Origin of the sequence: Mobiluncus mulieris ATCC 35243 (assembly GCF_000160615.1) — a bacterium.
In the GTDB taxonomy this organism is placed as follows: Bacteria; Actinomycetota; Actinomycetes; order Actinomycetales; family Actinomycetaceae; genus Mobiluncus; species Mobiluncus mulieris.
In genome coordinates this window covers 445,538-461,280 of the sequence record NZ_GG668519.1, presented here as the reverse complement: position 1 = coordinate 461,280, position 15,743 = coordinate 445,538, and the positions used below count along the sequence as shown (strand labels likewise).

Below are 15,743 nucleotides of genomic sequence, written 5' to 3'. Positions count from 1 at the left end.
CGTACGTATATATATATATATATATATATATATATATATATATATATATCACTACTACACAACACTAAAAAGGAGAAAAATGTTTCGCAAATCTGTTGCCCTTGTGGTGGGTATTCTCGCAGTTAGCCTGAGCTTGAGCGGATGTACCGGTAAACCCGAGGTCAGCCCCGAGGCCAGTAGCAAACCAGAAAAAACTGTAGAGGCAAGCGGGCCGCGTGAGGTTACCGATCACGGCGGCCACAAAGCGCAGGTTCCTGCCAAGATTGAAAAAGTGGCTTTCGAACAAATCCCACTGATGTCCACTTTTGTGGCTTTTCACGACGGGAAAGCCCCGGGGCTGGTGGCAACCAGCAAACACATCGTGAACCAGATGGATGGAACCATTTTGGCCGAGAAAGTTCCCGAAGCTCTTAAAGTGGATACCTCTTTTGATGATGCCGGGGTTCCTAACGGAGAATCCCTGGCTGCCATTAAACCCGATGTAGTCTTTAATAACTGTTTTAACAAGAAGAACAGCGAAATTATTGATGCCGTCGGACTGCCTCGAGTTGGCTTTAGCACCATGGGCGCTCCCACTGAAACTTACGTGAAGTGGTTCAAGCTCCTCGAAGACGTTTACGGGGAACCCGGCAAGATGGACGACAAAATCGCAGCCGGAAAGAAACTGATTGATGATGCGCAGGCGCGGGTGAGCAAGATCAATGCCGGCCAGAAAAAGTCTGTGATGGTGGTAATGAAGGCGGCGCCAGGAAAGCTGATAGTAGCCGGAGGGAGACCTGGCTGGTTTACTGACAGCTGGGCGAATCGCATGAACTTCAACAGTGTCACGACCGGCTCCGAACAAGGCTTCATGCCGGTTAATGCGGAGCAAATCGCGGCGTGGAATCCTGATGTAATTCTGGTTACAGGTAAAGGCATGTCAAATATGACTGCTAAAGAGATACTGAATAATCAGATTGAAGGACTTGACCTCAGCGGGCTAAGGGCAGTGCAAAACAAACAGGTTTACACCACTCAACTGGGGATGTGGAACTGGTTTACCCCCAACCCGGATGCCCCGGTGGTAGCCAACTGGATGGGACAAAAGCTTTATCCCGAACAGTTCAAAGATGTGGATTTAGTTAAAATGGTGCAAGAGCACTACAAGACAACCTACGGCTGGGATTTGGATACTGCGAAAGCCGAAAAAATCCTTGACCCGGATGCCTAAACACTTCGTATATAGGCAATGTTTAAGATTGTTGCAGATGGTCGACTGCGATTGTGGTTTGTGGTGGCGCTGAGCATCCTGGTGGTGCTGTGTGCCCTGAGCGCAATCGCAGTCGGCCGCTACTCTGTTTCTCCGACACAGCTAATCTCAGTTTTCGAAGCCCGATTCGCCGGGAAACCTGCCCCCGACCAGCAAATCGATTCCATAGTGATGAATGCTCGTTTGCCCCGCGTAATACTGGCTTTGTTGATAGGCGGTGGTTTGGCGGTAGCCGGGGCAGCCTTCCAATCCCTGTTTTCCAACCCCTTAGCTACCCCCGATACCCTGGGGGTGGCGGCCGGAACCTGTGTGGGGGCGGTAATCGGATTAATGCTGGAATGGAACATGATTGGAGTCCAGCTGCTAGCCTTGATTTTTGGTTTGGGCGCGGTCACGATAGCAACCTCTATCGCCCGGCAGCGCGGGCGACTGTCGATAGTGATGTTGATTCTAGCTGGGGTGGTGATGTCGGCGGTAGCCAATGCGATTATTTCCATCCTGAAACTGGTGGCTGACCCCACCAGCAAACTTCCCGAAATTACTTACTGGTTGATGGGATCGTTATCAGGAGTTCGCTTTGAAGCAATTGCCTTGGGTGCCCCGCTAATTATCGCGGGCGTGGCAGCAATATATCTGTTACGTTGGCGTTTAAACATATTGGCTCTTTCTGAAGACGAAGCCAGAGCCTCCGGGATTAATGTGCGAGTTTTGCGCCGCGTAATCATCGTAGCCGCTACGTTAATCACAGCTTCCGTGGTTTCTATGTGTGGGCAAGTGGGCTGGATTGGTTTGCTGGTGCCGCATTGCGCCCGCATGTTAGTGGGCAACAACAACCGTCTGCTGATTCCCACCTCTTTGTTCTTAGGGTGTTCCCTGATGGTTATTATTGATACTTTAGCCCGCAGCGCCACCGAAGCCGAGATTCCCATCTCGGTGTTGACCGCCCTGATAGGGGCACCATTCTTTATCACTTTACTGCGTAAAACCGGGGGAAACTGGCAATGAGCCTGGAAGTAATTAACGGCGAATTCAGCTATCCCGGTGCCGCTAGACCCATCCTGAGCAATGTGAATCTGGCCTTGGAATATGGACAGCTCTTGGCGATTCTGGGTCCCAATGGGGCGGGGAAAACCACTTTGATGCGCACCATGATTGGTTTGCAGCGCTGGACTCGTGGTGATACCCGGGTTGACGGAATCAATCTTGGCAATATGACTCCACGCCAGATTGGGCAAACTATAGCCTACGTCCCTCAAGCTCGCAGCGCGATGAGTTTGTCCCTTACCGGCTTGGACATGGTGCAAATTGGGCGCGCCGCACGTCTCGGATCCTTTTCCCAACCAGGATCGGCAGAGCGGGAAATGGCCGGGGAGACGTTAAAAAAAATTGGAGCCGGACACTTGGCAGACATGCTGTGTTCTACCATGTCTGGCGGGCAATTTCAGATGATTCTGATAGCCAGAGCCCTGGTGGTGGAACCGAAAATCTTGGTTTTGGACGAACCGGAAACCGGCTTGGATTTTCGCAATCAACTGGTAGTTTTACAGCTGCTGCGCCACTTGGCCGATAGCGGGCTGATAGTGGTGATGAACACGCATTATCCGGCACACGCGATACGCATTGCGGATCAGGTGCTGCTGCTGGATTCCCAGCATCGTACGTTAAGCGGCTCCACTGCGGAAATATTAACCGAATCCCACCTATCAGATCTTTTCGACGTTGACGTGAGGATAGTCCGAACCTGCTTCGCCGGAGCTGAAGTTCCCACCGTAATCCCCGTTAGTCTACAGCGGTAAAGTTCTTTCGGATTCATGAGGTGCCAATCCGGGTGTTAAGCGTACGCCTGAATTCCGGACTGGCACCTCATGAACGGGAAAAACCAGCGGCCAACGCTGGCGCGAACTAGAGCGAGAAAGCGTGCCACAAAACCCGCACCGCACCCACCCCGCCCAAGAAAATCGCCAGATTACGCGCCCAAGTGGACTTTACGATTTGGCGCAGGGGGATGGAGACGAAATTTCCCACCAATACCGCCAAAACCAAGATTCCGACAATGCTCCACGACAGCTCCCCCGATGCGCCCGCCATACCAGTCAAATACTTGGTGGGCACCACCACCAGGTTCATTGCGGCGAAAATCGGTTGCATCGAAGCCGAGAACTGTTTTTGACCCCAACGCGAGGTCTGCGCATAGGCCGTGACCGCCGGACCCGACTGAGCCACGGCCGCAGATAGCGCCCCCGCCAAGGCGGCAAAGAAAAACACGGGTTTCTTGCCGTAAACACGCGGCAGCTTGAAAGAAAACACCGCCGCCGCCACCATCACCAACATCAGCAGGCCAATCGTAATCTCCAAGGACTTCAAGGGCAGCACGCTGAGCAGCAAAATCGTGATAATAATGGCGGGGGTTTGCGCCGCTACGAACAAACCCACAATCGGCCAGTTAATATCCCGGCGCAGCATCACCCCCAGGGTTATGGAGTTCACTAAACCCAAGATATTACCCATGACTACCCCGTCTATCGGGCCGAAAAACCAGATAAACACCGGTACTGTGGTCAAGCCAAAGCCCATTCCGGCCACGCCCTGGACACAGGCGCCCAAGAGTGTCATAGCAATCACGAAAACGATTTCCATTTAGCTAATATTATCCTCTTTGTTGAAGTCACAGATTCACGCCTTGAATGGAGGTGGGGGGAGGGGAAAACCCCGGTTTAGCCTGATGCTAGTGGTTTTTATTGCGATTGCGTTGGAATCATCACCGGGCGGGGCTAGGATTAAGGCGTGAGTTTTTGGGAACAACTGTGGTATCAAATCGGGCTGAGTCCCGCCCAGGCTTTGGGTGTGGTGATTGCGTCGGTTGTGATTTACCTGGTAATCAGCGCGATTATCCAGTTGTGGGGTCGCCGGATTTACGCTAATCATTCGGCGACCGGGCTGGCGGTTACCTTGGTGGTGGGCTCGATTTCGGCCCGTGCTATGTTGGGGAACTCCCCGACCCTGTTTGGGTGGGCGATTGCTATCACCGTGGTCTTGGTGTTGGAGTCAATCATGGGGATGCGTTTCGCTTTGGGATGGAAGCGCCGCCCGCGCCAGGCCGTGATTATCTATGCGCGGGATTGCTTTGACGAGGCATTGCTGCGACGCTATCACCTGTCGCGTGGCCAGATTCGCTCTAGTTTGCGGGAAAAAGGCCTGGCTTCGCTAGCTGGGGTGGGGGTGATTCTGTTGGAACCCTCCGGGCATCTGTCGGTTATCAAGGAAGGAGCGGTGCTGGTGGGTGAACTGGCGCAAGACATCCGCGACCCCAAAGGGGTGCTGTAGCTCCTGCGGCTTTATCATCGTCAGCGGGTAAAGCGGTTCGGCTGGCAGAAATTCACGAATAAATGTAGTCGACAGTGAATATACTGTAGCCTCACCCCCAAATTTTCCCGGATTTCTGCCACGCTCTCCGGTTTGCGGGTTCATGAGGTGCTAGCCGGGAACTGACCAGCCCGCAACAGCGGCCAGGCCTGGTTCCAGCCTCCCAGGCTGCGGGCAATCTTGCCGGCATCAACGATTAGGCCGTGAAAAGTCGCCAGCTCGGTGACGCTGAAATCACAGGTGGTGACTCGTGAATCCAGTGCCGTCCGCGCCCGCTCGTAGGTTTGGAAATCACCGAAACCGGCCACAGCCAACAGCCGCCGGGCATAGAGGTCGTAGATAAATACCGGCCGGTTATACACGTATAACAGCAGGTCGTCGGCGGTTTCCGCGCCAATGCCGCGCAGGGTGAGCAGTTCCGCACGCAGGTCATCAGTGGGCAGCCCCTGGGCGCGGGAGTCATGAACCGCGAACCAGGCAGTCAAGGTTTTCACATAGGCGGCCTTGGTGCGCCAGTACCCGCAGGGGTGGATTAGCTCCCCGAGGCGCGCCTCATCAACCGCCAGAATCCCCTGTGGGTGGAGCAGCCCGGCCTCCCGCAGGTTGCCAAGCGCGCGCTCCACATTCGTCCAAGCCGTATTTTGGGTCAACACCGCGCCCAAGGCTATCTCAAAGCGGGTTTCGCCCGGCCACCAGGTACCGGCCTCGACTTGAGAGGCCAGCAGCTCGAATAATTCGCGAAACGACAGGGGCGTCTGGGATTTGGCGCTTTTACTTGCGGTCATTCGTCACCCCGGTATCAAGCCAGCAAATAAAACCCATAGCAAAGCGATTCTATCTAAATAGCGCCTCGTGAATCCGCGATTTCCCCGCAAAATTAGCGCGACACCGAGCACCGGTTCAGGATTATTTAGCGCACAGCATACCGTGTTACCAAAAATGCACTCTGGTCTGTTGCTAATCCCGAGGCGCGTCTGGGCGACTAAAACTCCCGGCCATTTAGATGCTGCGGGTTATATCCTTAAAACAAGTTAAGGAGGGACGCGATGCAACTGCACGCGATTGGCGGGGACATTACCCGGGTTCACGTGGATGCGATTGTGAATGCTGCGAACTCGACGCTGCTGGGCGGCGGGGGAGTGGACGGAGCGATTCACCGTGCGGCCGGGACAGAGCTGCTGGCAGCTTGCCGGGTGATTCGTGCCACGCGCTATCCCGACGGGCTGCCGGTGGGACAGGCCGTGGCCACCAAAGGTTTCAAGCTGCCCGCCAAATGGGTGATTCACACGGTGGGTCCCAACCGGCACGCGGGCCAAACCGACCCGGGATTGTTGCGCGCGGCCTTCGTGAACTCGCTGCGCGAGGCGGCGCGGGTGGGGGCGCATTCGGTGGCTTTCCCCGCCATCTCTGGGGGAGTCTACGGTTGGGATATGGCGGAGGTGGCGCGTATCGGGGTGAGCGCGGTGCACGAGTGGCCAGCCGCGTGGCGGGCTAAGACTGCGGCGGCGAGCCTGTCCAGGCAATCCGGGGACGCGGCTGGAATTACGGCGACGCTTTATGCAAAAAAGCGCCGGACGGAAAAACTCGACGAAACGTCTTGGCTGGCAAAGGAATCTCACAGAATCGCAGCAAACACCACGCCGAGTGAAGGAAAAGCCAAGGGTGCGGCAATCCGCGGAAATGCGGAAAGCGAAAACCTGGGGGAAAGCCCCATCGAAAGCGTGACTTTCGTGTTGTTTTCCCCCGAAGCCCTGGAAATATTCCAAGACGAGATCGCCCGCAGCGAACCGGCCGCTAGCTGGCTACCAGAAAATCTGGAACTGAAACCCAGCGACACTGATAAAGTTCCTCTGGTGAATAATCTTGCGGATTGAGTCGAGGCTTAGGGCGAGATTCTGAAAGGGGATTTCGCCACAGATTTTACCCGACTTCACGTGATTATTTTCAAATCGGGCGGGGCAGCGGCGCTCTTGGTGTCGGGTTCATGAGGCGCCAGCCTGATTACCGTATCGGCTGCGTGTTCGAGCAGCTCAAAATCGTGAGTAACGACTATTACTACTGCCCCCGTGTCCGCTAACGTGCGCAGTTGGCCGGCAATCTGAAGCAGGTGGCGGTAATCTACCCCGGAGGTCGGCTCGTCGAAAATATACACCTGTTTGCGCCACGCCAGGGCGCTGGCAATCACCAGGCGTTGCTTTTGTCCCCCGGACAGTGACAGGGGGTGTCGCTCCCGTAAATCCCATAAGTCTAAGTCGTGTAGGATTTCGCGTACTCGTTCCGGTGAGGGCGCCATGCGGGAGTTTTTACTCCCGGGTTTGGGCTTTTGGGGCGCGGAGGCGGAATTGTTCGCGGGATTTTCCTCCGGTCGAGAGTTGGTAGCCTGGGTGGGGCAAACATCCGTTTTGGAAACGGGCGGGTTCTCCTTGGTTCCAGATAGGCGTGTGGTGTTCCCGTTAGGAGCGTTTCGGGTTTTTGTGCCCCCAGCGGGGAAAAGCCAGTGTTCTAGGTGAAAAGGATTCGACCCGGTTGGCTTGGTTGGCATTTGGTGGGCTTGGCGGTAGGGTTTTTGGCCTAAAGTGACTTCGGCCAGGACGGAATCGGCGAAGAGCTGGCGGTGCACGTCTTGCATCACAATGTAGGCTAGGCGCTGTCGTTCCCGGCGTGACAGAGGTTTTCCGTTCAGGCTGATCTGGCCGGAGGCTTTCGCTAAACCGCAAATCACCCGTGAGAGTGTGGTTTTGCCCACCCCGTTTTGTCCTACCAGGACACTGATGCGCCCGGCGGGAAAGGTGAAATCGGGGATGTCTAAAATCTGGTGGTTGCCATAGGAGAATCGCAGGTTTTCCAGGCGCAGCCCGCGAGAAGAAGGGTCATTAACATCGGGGGAAGGAAGCGGTTCCTGGATGTCTGGATTATCGGGGGGTGCTTTGTACGCAGTCGGAGCCGAATTCTTGAGGCGTGACCCGGGGAGGATGGTGGCGAGTTCGGCTGGCGCGGTGGCTGGGTTGGTGTTGGGATTAGTGGCGTTGTCGTGGTTCGTGTCGGGGTTGGTGTCGGTTTTGGGGCTAGTGTCGTTGTCGGATAGTTTGGGTTCGTGGACGTGGGGGACGGTTTTCATTGCCGGGGCTGGCGGTAGGAAATCTGGGACAAGTTGAACCGAGGATGAGTCGGCTCCAGGTTCCGTTAAAGTTCGCAGACCCAAATTTTGGCGAGCGCGTTCGCTCAGAGCGAAAAATTCCTGACCGTCATAGTCGGCTGCTATTTTGCCATGATCCAAAACCACTACCCGGTCGGCAAGTCCGTTCAAGAAGTACAAGCGGTGTTCGGCTACTACCATGGTGTAACCCTGAGATTTGAGATTCGCTAGGATTTTTGCGAACTCGCTGATAGAACCCGGGGACAAGTTAGAAGTAGGTTCATCGAAGAATAGTATCCGTTTCCCACTGGCCAGAGCCGCCGTGCAAGCGATTTTTTGCAGTTCTCCACCGGATAGCGCTCCGAGCGCTCGCCCCAGGAATTTCGCGGTGTCCAGCTGCTTGCAGGCTCCCAGGATGTCTTGCCAAATCTGGGCGGGTGGTTCCCCCGCGTTTTCCCCGCGAAAAGCCAGTTCCGAGGTCACATCGGCGGTAAAAAATTGCGTGCGCGGATTTTGAAACACCGTGGCCGAGGTATCACCCAGCAAAGCCAGGGGAGCGTCTGGCACACTTAGGCCTCCCACCGTGACTTCCCCGCGCAAAGTCCCGCGGTGAAAAAACGGCACCAGCCCGTTTAAAGCCCGTAAAAGCGTGGATTTCCCGCAACCCGAAGCCCCGCACAGCAGGGTCAGCGATCCTGGAGGGCATTCCAGGCTAATATCAACCAAAGCCGGAATCGTGGAGGCTTCCGGGACTTTACCGGCGCGGCGGGCGCGGCGTTGAGCTGTGGTTTCAAACACGTCGCCGTTGCTGGCCGTGGCGTAAGCAAAGTTCAGTCCCCGTACCAAGATTTCCGGTGTTAGTGTCCCGCCACCTGGTTGCTGCCTTGCCTCGCCACCGGAGACCGCGTTTGCAGAGTTTAGGGTTGGCGAGTCGACGGGGATTTTGGCAGCGGGTTTTTTCCCCGAAATTTCTGCGTCGCGTGTGGTTTTTGGGGAACGGGTGTTTTCCGGCTGGCAACTCATGAATTCACCGCCCCACGAAACGACTGGCCACTAAGGCCACCAAAACCAACACGACCACCAAGTCCGCCCCGCCGAAACCAATCGGCCACACGCAAGTGCGCCGCCCGCGTTTCCCCAAGCCCCGCACCAGCCCGGAGGCCGTCAAATCGTCGGCAATCCGGGTAGAAGAAGCCAACAGCGGCACCAAAATAAACTCCACCGTGTGTCCCGGATGCGCCAAAACCCGACCCCACGTGGGTGCCACCCCGCGCAAACGCATCGTGTCGAAAATCGCGCGCAAATCCGCCAAGGCGCTTGGCACATAACGCAGCATAACCGTCACCGGCACAATCACCGCGCGGGGCAGCTGCATCCGGGTCAGGGCGGCTGTGAGTTGCCCAGAGGATGTCGAGGCAATCAGATACCAAAAAATCCCGCCTGCCACGACAAACCTGGACATCCACAGACCCGCGAATACGAGGATATCCAAGGCGGAGTTGGCGGCGGTGTTGGCGGCGGACACGCCGCTCGCGCTGGTTTCGGCATAGGTGGCCAGCCAGGCACCTCCCAGCAGGAAGACGAAACCGCTGGCCCAGCCGAGTATTAACCGCCAGCGAACCGTGGTCGCCAGCAAAATCGCGGTGAATCCGAAACACGCCAGTAAATCCGCCGGGGCGACGCGCCCTAGCACCAGGATGTTTATGGTTAGCGCCGCCAACAGCTTCGTGCGCGGGTCAAGGCGTAGCCGGTCGGTGGTTGTCCCAAAAGTAAGCATCGCAGGTGTGATAGCACACAGGTTTTCGCGACCGGCGTTGGCGGAACCGAGGGCGGAGCGCGAGGCTGTTGGGGGGGTGACTGGGTTAGGGGTGGTGGCAGCATCAGCTGGCGCGGCTGGCTGCGTGTCGGGGTGGGAACGTGGGGTCACTGCGGGGTGGTTCCTGGAGTCGGGTTCATGAGGTGCTAGCCGTTATGCCAGGCCAGCCTTGGCGAAATGCTTGGAGAGCATGCGGGTGCCGAGCCAGCCCCCTAGCAGAGCGACCACGAAAATTCCGACTTCCATGAAAATCAGATTTGTGGGCGTGAAAATTGCTTGGAATTGATCCACGAACTGCGCAGAACGTTTCCCGGCGCGCATATGAGCGAAGTATGCTTCAGGATCGTAGAATATCTTAACATAAGGGCTGATGTACCACAGGGAAAACACCGCGTAGGCCAGGATATTGCGCCCGCGGGAACGGAAATCCCCCGAGGCGGCAATAATATCCGCCACCAACCCCGCCACCAGACAAATCGGTATCGCGGGCCAGGCGTGAGCCAGGCCAATCAGGAGCCCGGTAATCAGCCCCATAATAGTCATGGCTCCGATAGTGGGGGTGCGCACCAGATAGAGCATGACTACTACCCCGCCTATGAGCAAAGACACCACGATACCAAGCAGTGAGAAGGCCGGGCCGAGCAGGGAAAACACCATCACCGCCCAGCAAACCAGGATGTATATCACCGTGAAAACTCCGGCGTTAACCAGGTAGCGCGGCTGCAAGTCAAACCGGCTTCGGCCAGTTGGCACGTTCTTGTCCACTACATTTTGGGAATCCTTGTTCACAGGCACCACTGTCACTTCCTTGCGTGTTTTTGAGAGCTTCTAGTTTGGTTAAGCTTACCCTTAGATTTTATCCGGATTTCGGTTGAAATGCGGCATTAGCTTCTTGGGGTGGAGATACAGGGATTTTTGGAGAAGCGGGAAAGCTGGCCTCGGGGAGGTAACCCCGAGGCCAGCGTAATCCGTTGTAATCCGTTCCGACTATTTGGTGATGGTAACCGTTATGGCATTGGTCCATTCACTGGGCAGATAGCGGTCGCTTTCCTTGGCGCGGAGGCGAACCGTAAATAATTTATTGGTACCGGTGTTTTTTGGCACCTTTACGACAATGGAACTTGAATCTATGTCTACGGAACCGGTAATACCGGATGCGTCAAAACTGCCTAAGCCCGAGATTTCAACTTCGTAGTTTGCTACTTCTGGATTCTTGTTGCCCAGCTCTTTTTTGAGATTGTTCCACCCGCCGTCGTTCTTGCTAAACATGGCCACTTTATGCTCGAGGTAATCGCCGCCACTGCTTGCTGAACTAGATAGGCTGATAGTTACCGGGGTTGAACCAGACGCAGTCAGTGTGCTCGGTGCAGAATGTTGTTTCTGTACGATGAATTTGACTTCCCGGCTTTGTCCACCGACAGAGCACCACATAGTGTACCGTCCCACAGAGGTTGCAGGAGTGGTTTTGATAGTGACTGTGGACGCTGCTGGCTCAATCTGCGGGAGAGTAAGGGAAGTAGAGTCGGCGCTCCCTTGACTGAGGTTTTTCAGGTCGTCACATTTGACAGCCTCACTGCCTGCCCCTTCAAACCTCACCGTGGTTGTCTCGTTTTTTGTGGAATTTAGCGTGTTTTTGCCATTATCGAACTTGGGTTGAATCTGTGGCGAGGGCTGGGAGCGAGCGCCGGAATTTGCCCCGGAGCTGCTGGAACCGCCGGAGCTACCGGAGCTGCTGGAACTACCGGAGCTGCTGGAACCGCCGGAGCTGCCGGAGCTGCTGGAACCGCCGCCAAACCCACCGTCGGAACTACCGGAGCTGCCAGAGCTGCCGGAACCGCCGCTTGACCCGGAAGCACCAGCTTTCGGCTTTTCCTCCGCCTTCCCGTCCCCGTTCGCGCCGTCCGGTTGGGTGGCTTGACGCAGCTGTGCTTCGGGAAGGCTCGCCTGGCCACCGATGCCATAAACCATGAGGTTTTTGCCGGAATTCTTCGCGAAATCCCGTAACACGCTCGCGGTCTCGGTCGGGGTTTCCCCACCGGGCTTAACCAACAGAATCGGGCCGTGTTTCAACTGGCCGGCAATAATCGCATCGGCAGTGGCCGCACCACCCGCCACATACACTTCGCCGGCAGCGCCGTGAATCTGGGTGTAATGCTTGGCAATCGAGGCGGCGGTGGCGAAGCGATTCGCCCCACCCAAACGGGAGGCATTCGCGCTCCCAACCGCAGCAGCCGCCTGTAACGTGGCCTCCGGCAAAGCCCGAGCCCCACCCAACCCGGTTACCTGCACGGGTTTCGCCTGCGCCAGCAACTGGCGAGCCACCTCGCTCAGGGTGCCATCCGGGCGGGTCAATAAGGTCGGGCCGTCCCCCAGGGTTCCAGCCACCATGGAATCCACCAGGTGCGCGTCACTGCCATTGGCCAGGTACACCGCGCGCAACCGCCCGTTCTTGTCCAAAAGATTCTTATAAGCGGGATTACCCGCCTTCGCTTGTGCCAAGATATGCGTGGCAATAGCCTCGGCGGTCGCATAGCGGTCGGCACCCGCCAGTCGACCCGTCTGGCTCGCCTTAACCGCTTTCGCTACCGTGTCGAGTGTCGCCTCATGAACACTGGCGGTTCCACCGATAGCGGTGACCTGTTCCACCCCACTGAAGATGGGATTACTGGCGATGGCGGCAGCGAGCCTCGCGGCGGCATCGGGGCTGTTGGGTGCGTAAAGCACCGGTCCGTCAGCCAGCTTTCCGGCAGTGGTCGCGTCCACGAGGTGCCGGTCATCAGAGCTAGCGAGGTACATAACGCGTGGTTTTTGCCCTTTGAAGGCATGAGTCGCAACCTTTAAAGCGGTGTCGACTCGATTAGTGCCCGCCAGGCGCGCACTCGGGGTGGCATCGACGGGGACGGTAGTGGAGGTGGTAGCAATAGCGGGAGTAATCCCGATACTGGACAGCAAGCTGAAAGTCGCAATTCCAAGCCCCAGTTTAGTCTTGAGTTTGAGCATTGTTCGTGTTTCCTTAGGTCGTAGTTGCAAGTGCTAAGCGGCCGAGTTTGCGTTGTCCCGACGCGATACATGCCCGACGGGAGTTGTCAGACATGTTATGAAAGATACCTGATGAGACCCCTTTCGCGCATTAACCCAGGAGCCAGTAACGGGGTATAGCGCGGCGAAATCAAGGTAAAACTCCAGTTCAGAGTGGGTTTAAAATGCCTTACTAAAAAAATTTAGTTCGTTTATCCTAACCCCGGGTTTGGTGCGATTTAGAGGATTCCAACCAGCCGCCGACTGTCCATATGTCGGAATCCGGGATGGCACCTCGTGAACCCGAAACCTAAAAGGAAATCACACCGAAAGCTTTCAACAAACTGGTGACCAGCACCAACACAATCAACACCGGGGTAACGTACTGCAACATAACCACCCAGGCGCGGCGCAGACGAAAACGAGAGGACTCGCGTACCTCGTCGACCAACACGTCAGGGCGCCACACCCAGCCCACCAACAGACACGTCACCAAGGCCGCCAGTGGCATCATTACCGAGGAGGTCAAGAAATCCAAGAAATCCAGCAAAGTCGTGCCTTTGCCCAGCGGCTGGATAAAAGACAAGGAACTGTAGCCTAAAGTAACCACCGAACCCGCCAAGGTAATGAAAATAATCACAATCAACAACGATTTACGCCGCGTCCACCCCAGAGTGTCTTGCAGAATTGTCACATCGGATTCCACCAGAGAAATCATTGACGTTAAGGCCGCAAACACCACCAGCAAGAAGAACACGAAACCCAACACCGACCCGGCCACACCGAGTTTCACGAACACCTGAGGCAGAACCAGGAACATCAGCGACGGCCCGGAATTCTTAGCAACCGCATCGGCCGAGCCCAAAGCCACGAAAGTCGCGGGAATAATCATCAACCCCGCCAACAGGCTAATCCCCAAGGTAGTCAGCGTGGTTTGCAAGGAAGACGAGGTAACCGACACGTCTTTCTTCATATACGACCCGTAGGTCACCATCACCGCAGTGGCCACCGACAGCCCAAAAAAGGTCTGTCCCAGGGCGGCAATCAACAGTTCGGCGGAAAACTTCGACCAGTCAGGCACAAAGAAATACTGGAGTCCCGCCAGCGCGCCGGGCTGAGCCAAAGTGTAAATCGCAATCAGGAAAGAAATCACAATCAAAGCCGGCATCATAATCAGGTTGGCCCGCTCCACCCCGCCGTTCACCCCAAGCGCCACAGTGATAAAGGTAATCGCGGCGAACACCAACATGAAAGCCACCGACTGGGGGGAGTCCGCGATGAACGCGCTGAAACTCGCGCCCCCATCCGCCAGCTGGGCGCTTTGCCCCGCCCCATAGGCAAACATATAGTGGGTCACCCAACCCCCCACCACGCAGTAGTAAGCCGAAATGACAAAAGGAATAATCGCGATGAACACCCCGGCGGGACGCCAGCGCCGCCCGAAAGACGCGAAAGCCTTGATAACCGAACTTTGGGTGTATCGCCCCAAAGCGGCCTCTAAGACCAGCAGCGTCACCCCCAAGGTCAGCATCAGCCCTAGGAACACGATAATGAAAGTGCCCCCGCCGTAGTGCGCTGCCAAATACGGGAAGCGCCAGATAGTTCCCAAACCGACAGCGGACCCGGCCGCCGCCAAAACAAAAGCGAGCTTTCCAGACCAAGAAGCGCGCTGTTCGGGAACTACACTGACGTCAACCACGGGATATTCCTCCATTTCAGGGTGTTTTGCCCCACTGTTGTTTTAAATGTTGCCGTTTCATTCTAGCGGCCTTTTGTGGGGGTTAGTTTTCGGGGTTTCGGGGGCAGAAAGGGTGGGTTCATGAGTGGCCACTCATGAACCCACCCGGTGTTTCAGAAACCCTCGCCACCCGGTGTTTCAGAAACCCTCGCCACCCGGTGTTTCAGAAACCCTCGCCACCCGGTGTTTCAGAAACCCTCGCCACCCGGTATTTCGGCCGTGCCCCGGGTGGGAGCCAGCGTATCCGTGCAGTCTGGTTCACCCGGTTGGCTGTCTCCATCGTGTTCGGAATGAGCCTTTGCAACCCCGCCGGGGCGGAGATACAGAATATACAGACGCGTTATAGCGGCAAGATTCAACCAGCGTCGACTGGTATCTCAGTGCACGGTGCCAGTAAAAACCCTGAATCTTAGAAATCCCAATCTTCGTCGCTGGTGGACTCGGCGCTGCCGATAACGTAGGACGAACCTGAACCCGAAAAGAAATCGTGGGTTTCCTCCGAGCCGGGAGCCAAAGCCGCCAGAATATCGGCCTTTACCTCGGTTTCCTCCGGGGCAAAACGCGTGGGGTAACCCAGATTCATCATGGCCTTATTCGCGTTGTAACGCACGAATACCGCCACATCATCCATCAAACCCGTGGGTTCATAAATCTCGCCGGAATACTTCAACTCCAGCTCGTAGAGGTCATCGAGCAACTGAAAAGTAAAGTCCTCCATTTCGGCCGCCCGCTCGGGATGCAAATCCAAGCCCCGCTGGTATTTGTATCCCGAGTAATACCCGTGAACCGCCTTGTCCCGCAAAATCAAACGAATCATATCGGCGGTATTCATTAAAATTCCGCGCGCCGAGAAATACAGTGGCAAATAGAAACCCGCATACAGCAACAGCGACGACAACAGGGTAGAAGCCACCTTGCGTTTCAAGGAATCCTCGCCATAGTAATGTTGCAAAACCATCTTTGCGCGTTCTTGCAACAAATCGTTGTTTACCGCCCAAGTATAGGCCGCGTCAATCTCGGGGGTGTTCGACAGCGTAGAAAAAATCGAGGAATAGGAACGGGCATGCACCGCTTGCATAAACGCGATATTGGCATAAATAGCCTGTTCATGTTCGGTAATGCCGTCTTGAATCTGGGAAATTTCGCCGACGGTGGCCTGTACCGTATCCAACATGGTCAAACCGGTAAACACCCGCATTGTCACGTTACGTTCCATGTCACTAAGCTGGTTCCACGAAGGCAAATCATTAGACAGCGGCACCTTTTCCGGCAGCCAGAAATTACTGGTCAAGCGGTTCCAGATTTCGCGGTCTTTTTCGTCGGTAATGTTGTTCCAGTTGATGGGGCGCAAGCGTGCGGAATGGTTGTGGCGCCACTGCGGGGGAGTAACTGAGATATCAGTGTATGACATACATTTTCCTTT

13 protein-coding genes are annotated in these 15,743 nt (G+C 55.9%); 5 read left to right on the top strand and 8 right to left on the bottom strand.

Annotated elements, in window-relative coordinates; genetic code table 11:
• The first annotated feature begins 79 nt into the window (after positions 1 to 79).
• Genes HMPREF0577_RS07060 through HMPREF0577_RS07050 form a run of 3 tightly spaced genes read left to right on the top strand, consistent with a single transcriptional unit; the run spans position 80 to position 3,045 of the window.
• A complete protein-coding gene (locus HMPREF0577_RS07060; RefSeq protein WP_004013109.1) occupies positions 80 to 1,210 on the top strand; it encodes an ABC transporter substrate-binding protein in 1,131 nt (376 codons plus the stop codon).
• Positions 1,211 to 1,228: 18 nt separating this feature from the next.
• Positions 1,229 to 2,254: a FecCD family ABC transporter permease gene (locus tag HMPREF0577_RS07055; RefSeq protein WP_004013108.1), complete on the top strand. Its 1,026-nt coding sequence runs from the start codon at positions 1,229 to 1,231 to the stop codon at positions 2,252 to 2,254.
• Positions 2,251 to 3,045: an ABC transporter ATP-binding protein gene (locus HMPREF0577_RS07050; RefSeq protein WP_004013107.1), complete on the top strand. Its 795-nt coding sequence runs from the start codon at positions 2,251 to 2,253 to the stop codon at positions 3,043 to 3,045. The genes HMPREF0577_RS07055 and HMPREF0577_RS07050 overlap by 4 nt, the downstream gene beginning before the upstream one ends.
• A gap of 106 nt (positions 3,046 to 3,151) precedes the next feature.
• Here the strand turns inward: HMPREF0577_RS07050 and HMPREF0577_RS07045 are convergent, their stop codons facing one another.
• Positions 3,152 to 3,886, bottom strand: coding sequence for a sulfite exporter TauE/SafE family protein (locus tag HMPREF0577_RS07045; RefSeq protein WP_004013105.1), 735 nt, complete (start codon positions 3,884 to 3,886; stop codon positions 3,152 to 3,154).
• Positions 3,887 to 4,033: 147 nt separating this feature from the next.
• Here HMPREF0577_RS07045 and HMPREF0577_RS07040 point away from each other — a divergent pair, with 147 nt between their 5' ends.
• Positions 4,034 to 4,573 (top strand): YetF domain-containing protein, encoded by a 540-nt coding sequence (locus tag HMPREF0577_RS07040; protein ID WP_004013103.1) that lies wholly within the window; start codon positions 4,034 to 4,036, stop codon positions 4,571 to 4,573.
• Positions 4,574 to 4,713: 140 nt separating this feature from the next.
• Here HMPREF0577_RS07040 and HMPREF0577_RS07035 read toward each other — a convergent pair whose 3' ends face one another.
• Complete coding sequence (locus tag HMPREF0577_RS07035) at positions 4,714 to 5,397, bottom strand: endonuclease III domain-containing protein (protein ID WP_004013102.1); 684 nt, start codon at positions 5,395 to 5,397, stop codon at positions 4,714 to 4,716.
• Between the two features lie 261 nt (positions 5,398 to 5,658).
• Between HMPREF0577_RS07035 and HMPREF0577_RS11895 the strand changes: the two genes are divergently transcribed.
• Positions 5,659 to 6,486: a macro domain-containing protein gene (locus tag HMPREF0577_RS11895; protein ID WP_004013101.1), complete on the top strand. Its 828-nt coding sequence runs from the start codon at positions 5,659 to 5,661 to the stop codon at positions 6,484 to 6,486.
• A gap of 56 nt (positions 6,487 to 6,542) precedes the next feature.
• Here the strand turns inward: HMPREF0577_RS11895 and HMPREF0577_RS12070 are convergent, their stop codons facing one another.
• The 6 genes from HMPREF0577_RS12070 to nrdF form a co-directional block, all read right to left on the bottom strand.
• Positions 6,543 to 8,771: an ABC transporter ATP-binding protein gene (locus HMPREF0577_RS12070; protein WP_004013100.1), complete on the bottom strand. Its 2,229-nt coding sequence runs from the start codon at positions 8,769 to 8,771 to the stop codon at positions 6,543 to 6,545.
• A 4-nt stretch (positions 8,772 to 8,775) separates the two neighbouring features.
• The gene (locus tag HMPREF0577_RS07020; protein WP_248613748.1) at positions 8,776 to 9,675 is read right to left on the bottom strand and encodes an energy-coupling factor transporter transmembrane component T; all 900 of its coding nucleotides are present in this window, start codon (positions 9,673 to 9,675) and stop codon (positions 8,776 to 8,778) included.
• Positions 9,676 to 9,717: 42 nt separating this feature from the next.
• Positions 9,718 to 10,362, bottom strand: a complete 645-nt coding sequence (locus HMPREF0577_RS07015; protein ID WP_112664840.1) for an MptD family putative ECF transporter S component — start codon at positions 10,360 to 10,362, stop codon at positions 9,718 to 9,720.
• A 189-nt stretch (positions 10,363 to 10,551) separates the two neighbouring features.
• Positions 10,552 to 12,564, bottom strand: a complete 2,013-nt coding sequence (locus tag HMPREF0577_RS07010; protein ID WP_004013097.1) for a cell wall-binding repeat-containing protein — start codon at positions 12,562 to 12,564, stop codon at positions 10,552 to 10,554.
• Between the two features lie 328 nt (positions 12,565 to 12,892).
• Positions 12,893 to 14,296, bottom strand: coding sequence for a sodium-dependent transporter (locus tag HMPREF0577_RS07005; protein ID WP_004013096.1), 1,404 nt, complete (start codon positions 14,294 to 14,296; stop codon positions 12,893 to 12,895).
• A 433-nt stretch (positions 14,297 to 14,729) separates the two neighbouring features.
• On the bottom strand, positions 14,730 to 15,731 hold the full coding sequence (gene nrdF, locus HMPREF0577_RS06995) for a class 1b ribonucleoside-diphosphate reductase subunit beta (RefSeq protein WP_004013095.1): 1,002 nt from the start codon (positions 15,729 to 15,731) through the stop codon (positions 14,730 to 14,732).
• Positions 15,732 to 15,743: the final 12 nt, after the last annotated feature.

What these genes read in the sequence shown, in the direction of transcription:
- HMPREF0577_RS07060 (WP_004013109.1), top strand. Translation starts at nt 80, where the DNA reads ATGTTTCGCAAATCTGTTGCCCTTGTGGTGGGTATTCTCGCAGTTAGC.
- HMPREF0577_RS07055 (WP_004013108.1), top strand. Translation starts at nt 1,229, where the DNA reads ATGTTTAAGATTGTTGCAGATGGTCGACTGCGATTGTGGTTTGTGGTG.
- HMPREF0577_RS07050 (WP_004013107.1), top strand. Translation starts at nt 2,251, where the DNA reads ATGAGCCTGGAAGTAATTAACGGCGAATTCAGCTATCCCGGTGCCGCT.
- HMPREF0577_RS07045 (WP_004013105.1), bottom strand. Translation starts at nt 3,886, where the DNA reads ATGGAAATCGTTTTCGTGATTGCTATGACACTCTTGGGCGCCTGTGTC.
- HMPREF0577_RS07035 (WP_004013102.1), bottom strand. Translation starts at nt 5,397, where the DNA reads ATGACCGCAAGTAAAAGCGCCAAATCCCAGACGCCCCTGTCGTTTCGC.
- HMPREF0577_RS11895 (WP_004013101.1), top strand. Translation starts at nt 5,659, where the DNA reads ATGCAACTGCACGCGATTGGCGGGGACATTACCCGGGTTCACGTGGAT.
- HMPREF0577_RS12070 (WP_004013100.1), bottom strand. Translation starts at nt 8,771, where the DNA reads ATGAGTTGCCAGCCGGAAAACACCCGTTCCCCAAAAACCACACGCGAC.
- HMPREF0577_RS07010 (WP_004013097.1), bottom strand. Translation starts at nt 12,564, where the DNA reads ATGCTCAAACTCAAGACTAAACTGGGGCTTGGAATTGCGACTTTCAGC.
- HMPREF0577_RS07005 (WP_004013096.1), bottom strand. Translation starts at nt 14,296, where the DNA reads ATGGAGGAATATCCCGTGGTTGACGTCAGTGTAGTTCCCGAACAGCGC.
- nrdF (WP_004013095.1), bottom strand. Translation starts at nt 15,731, where the DNA reads ATGTCATACACTGATATCTCAGTTACTCCCCCGCAGTGGCGCCACAAC.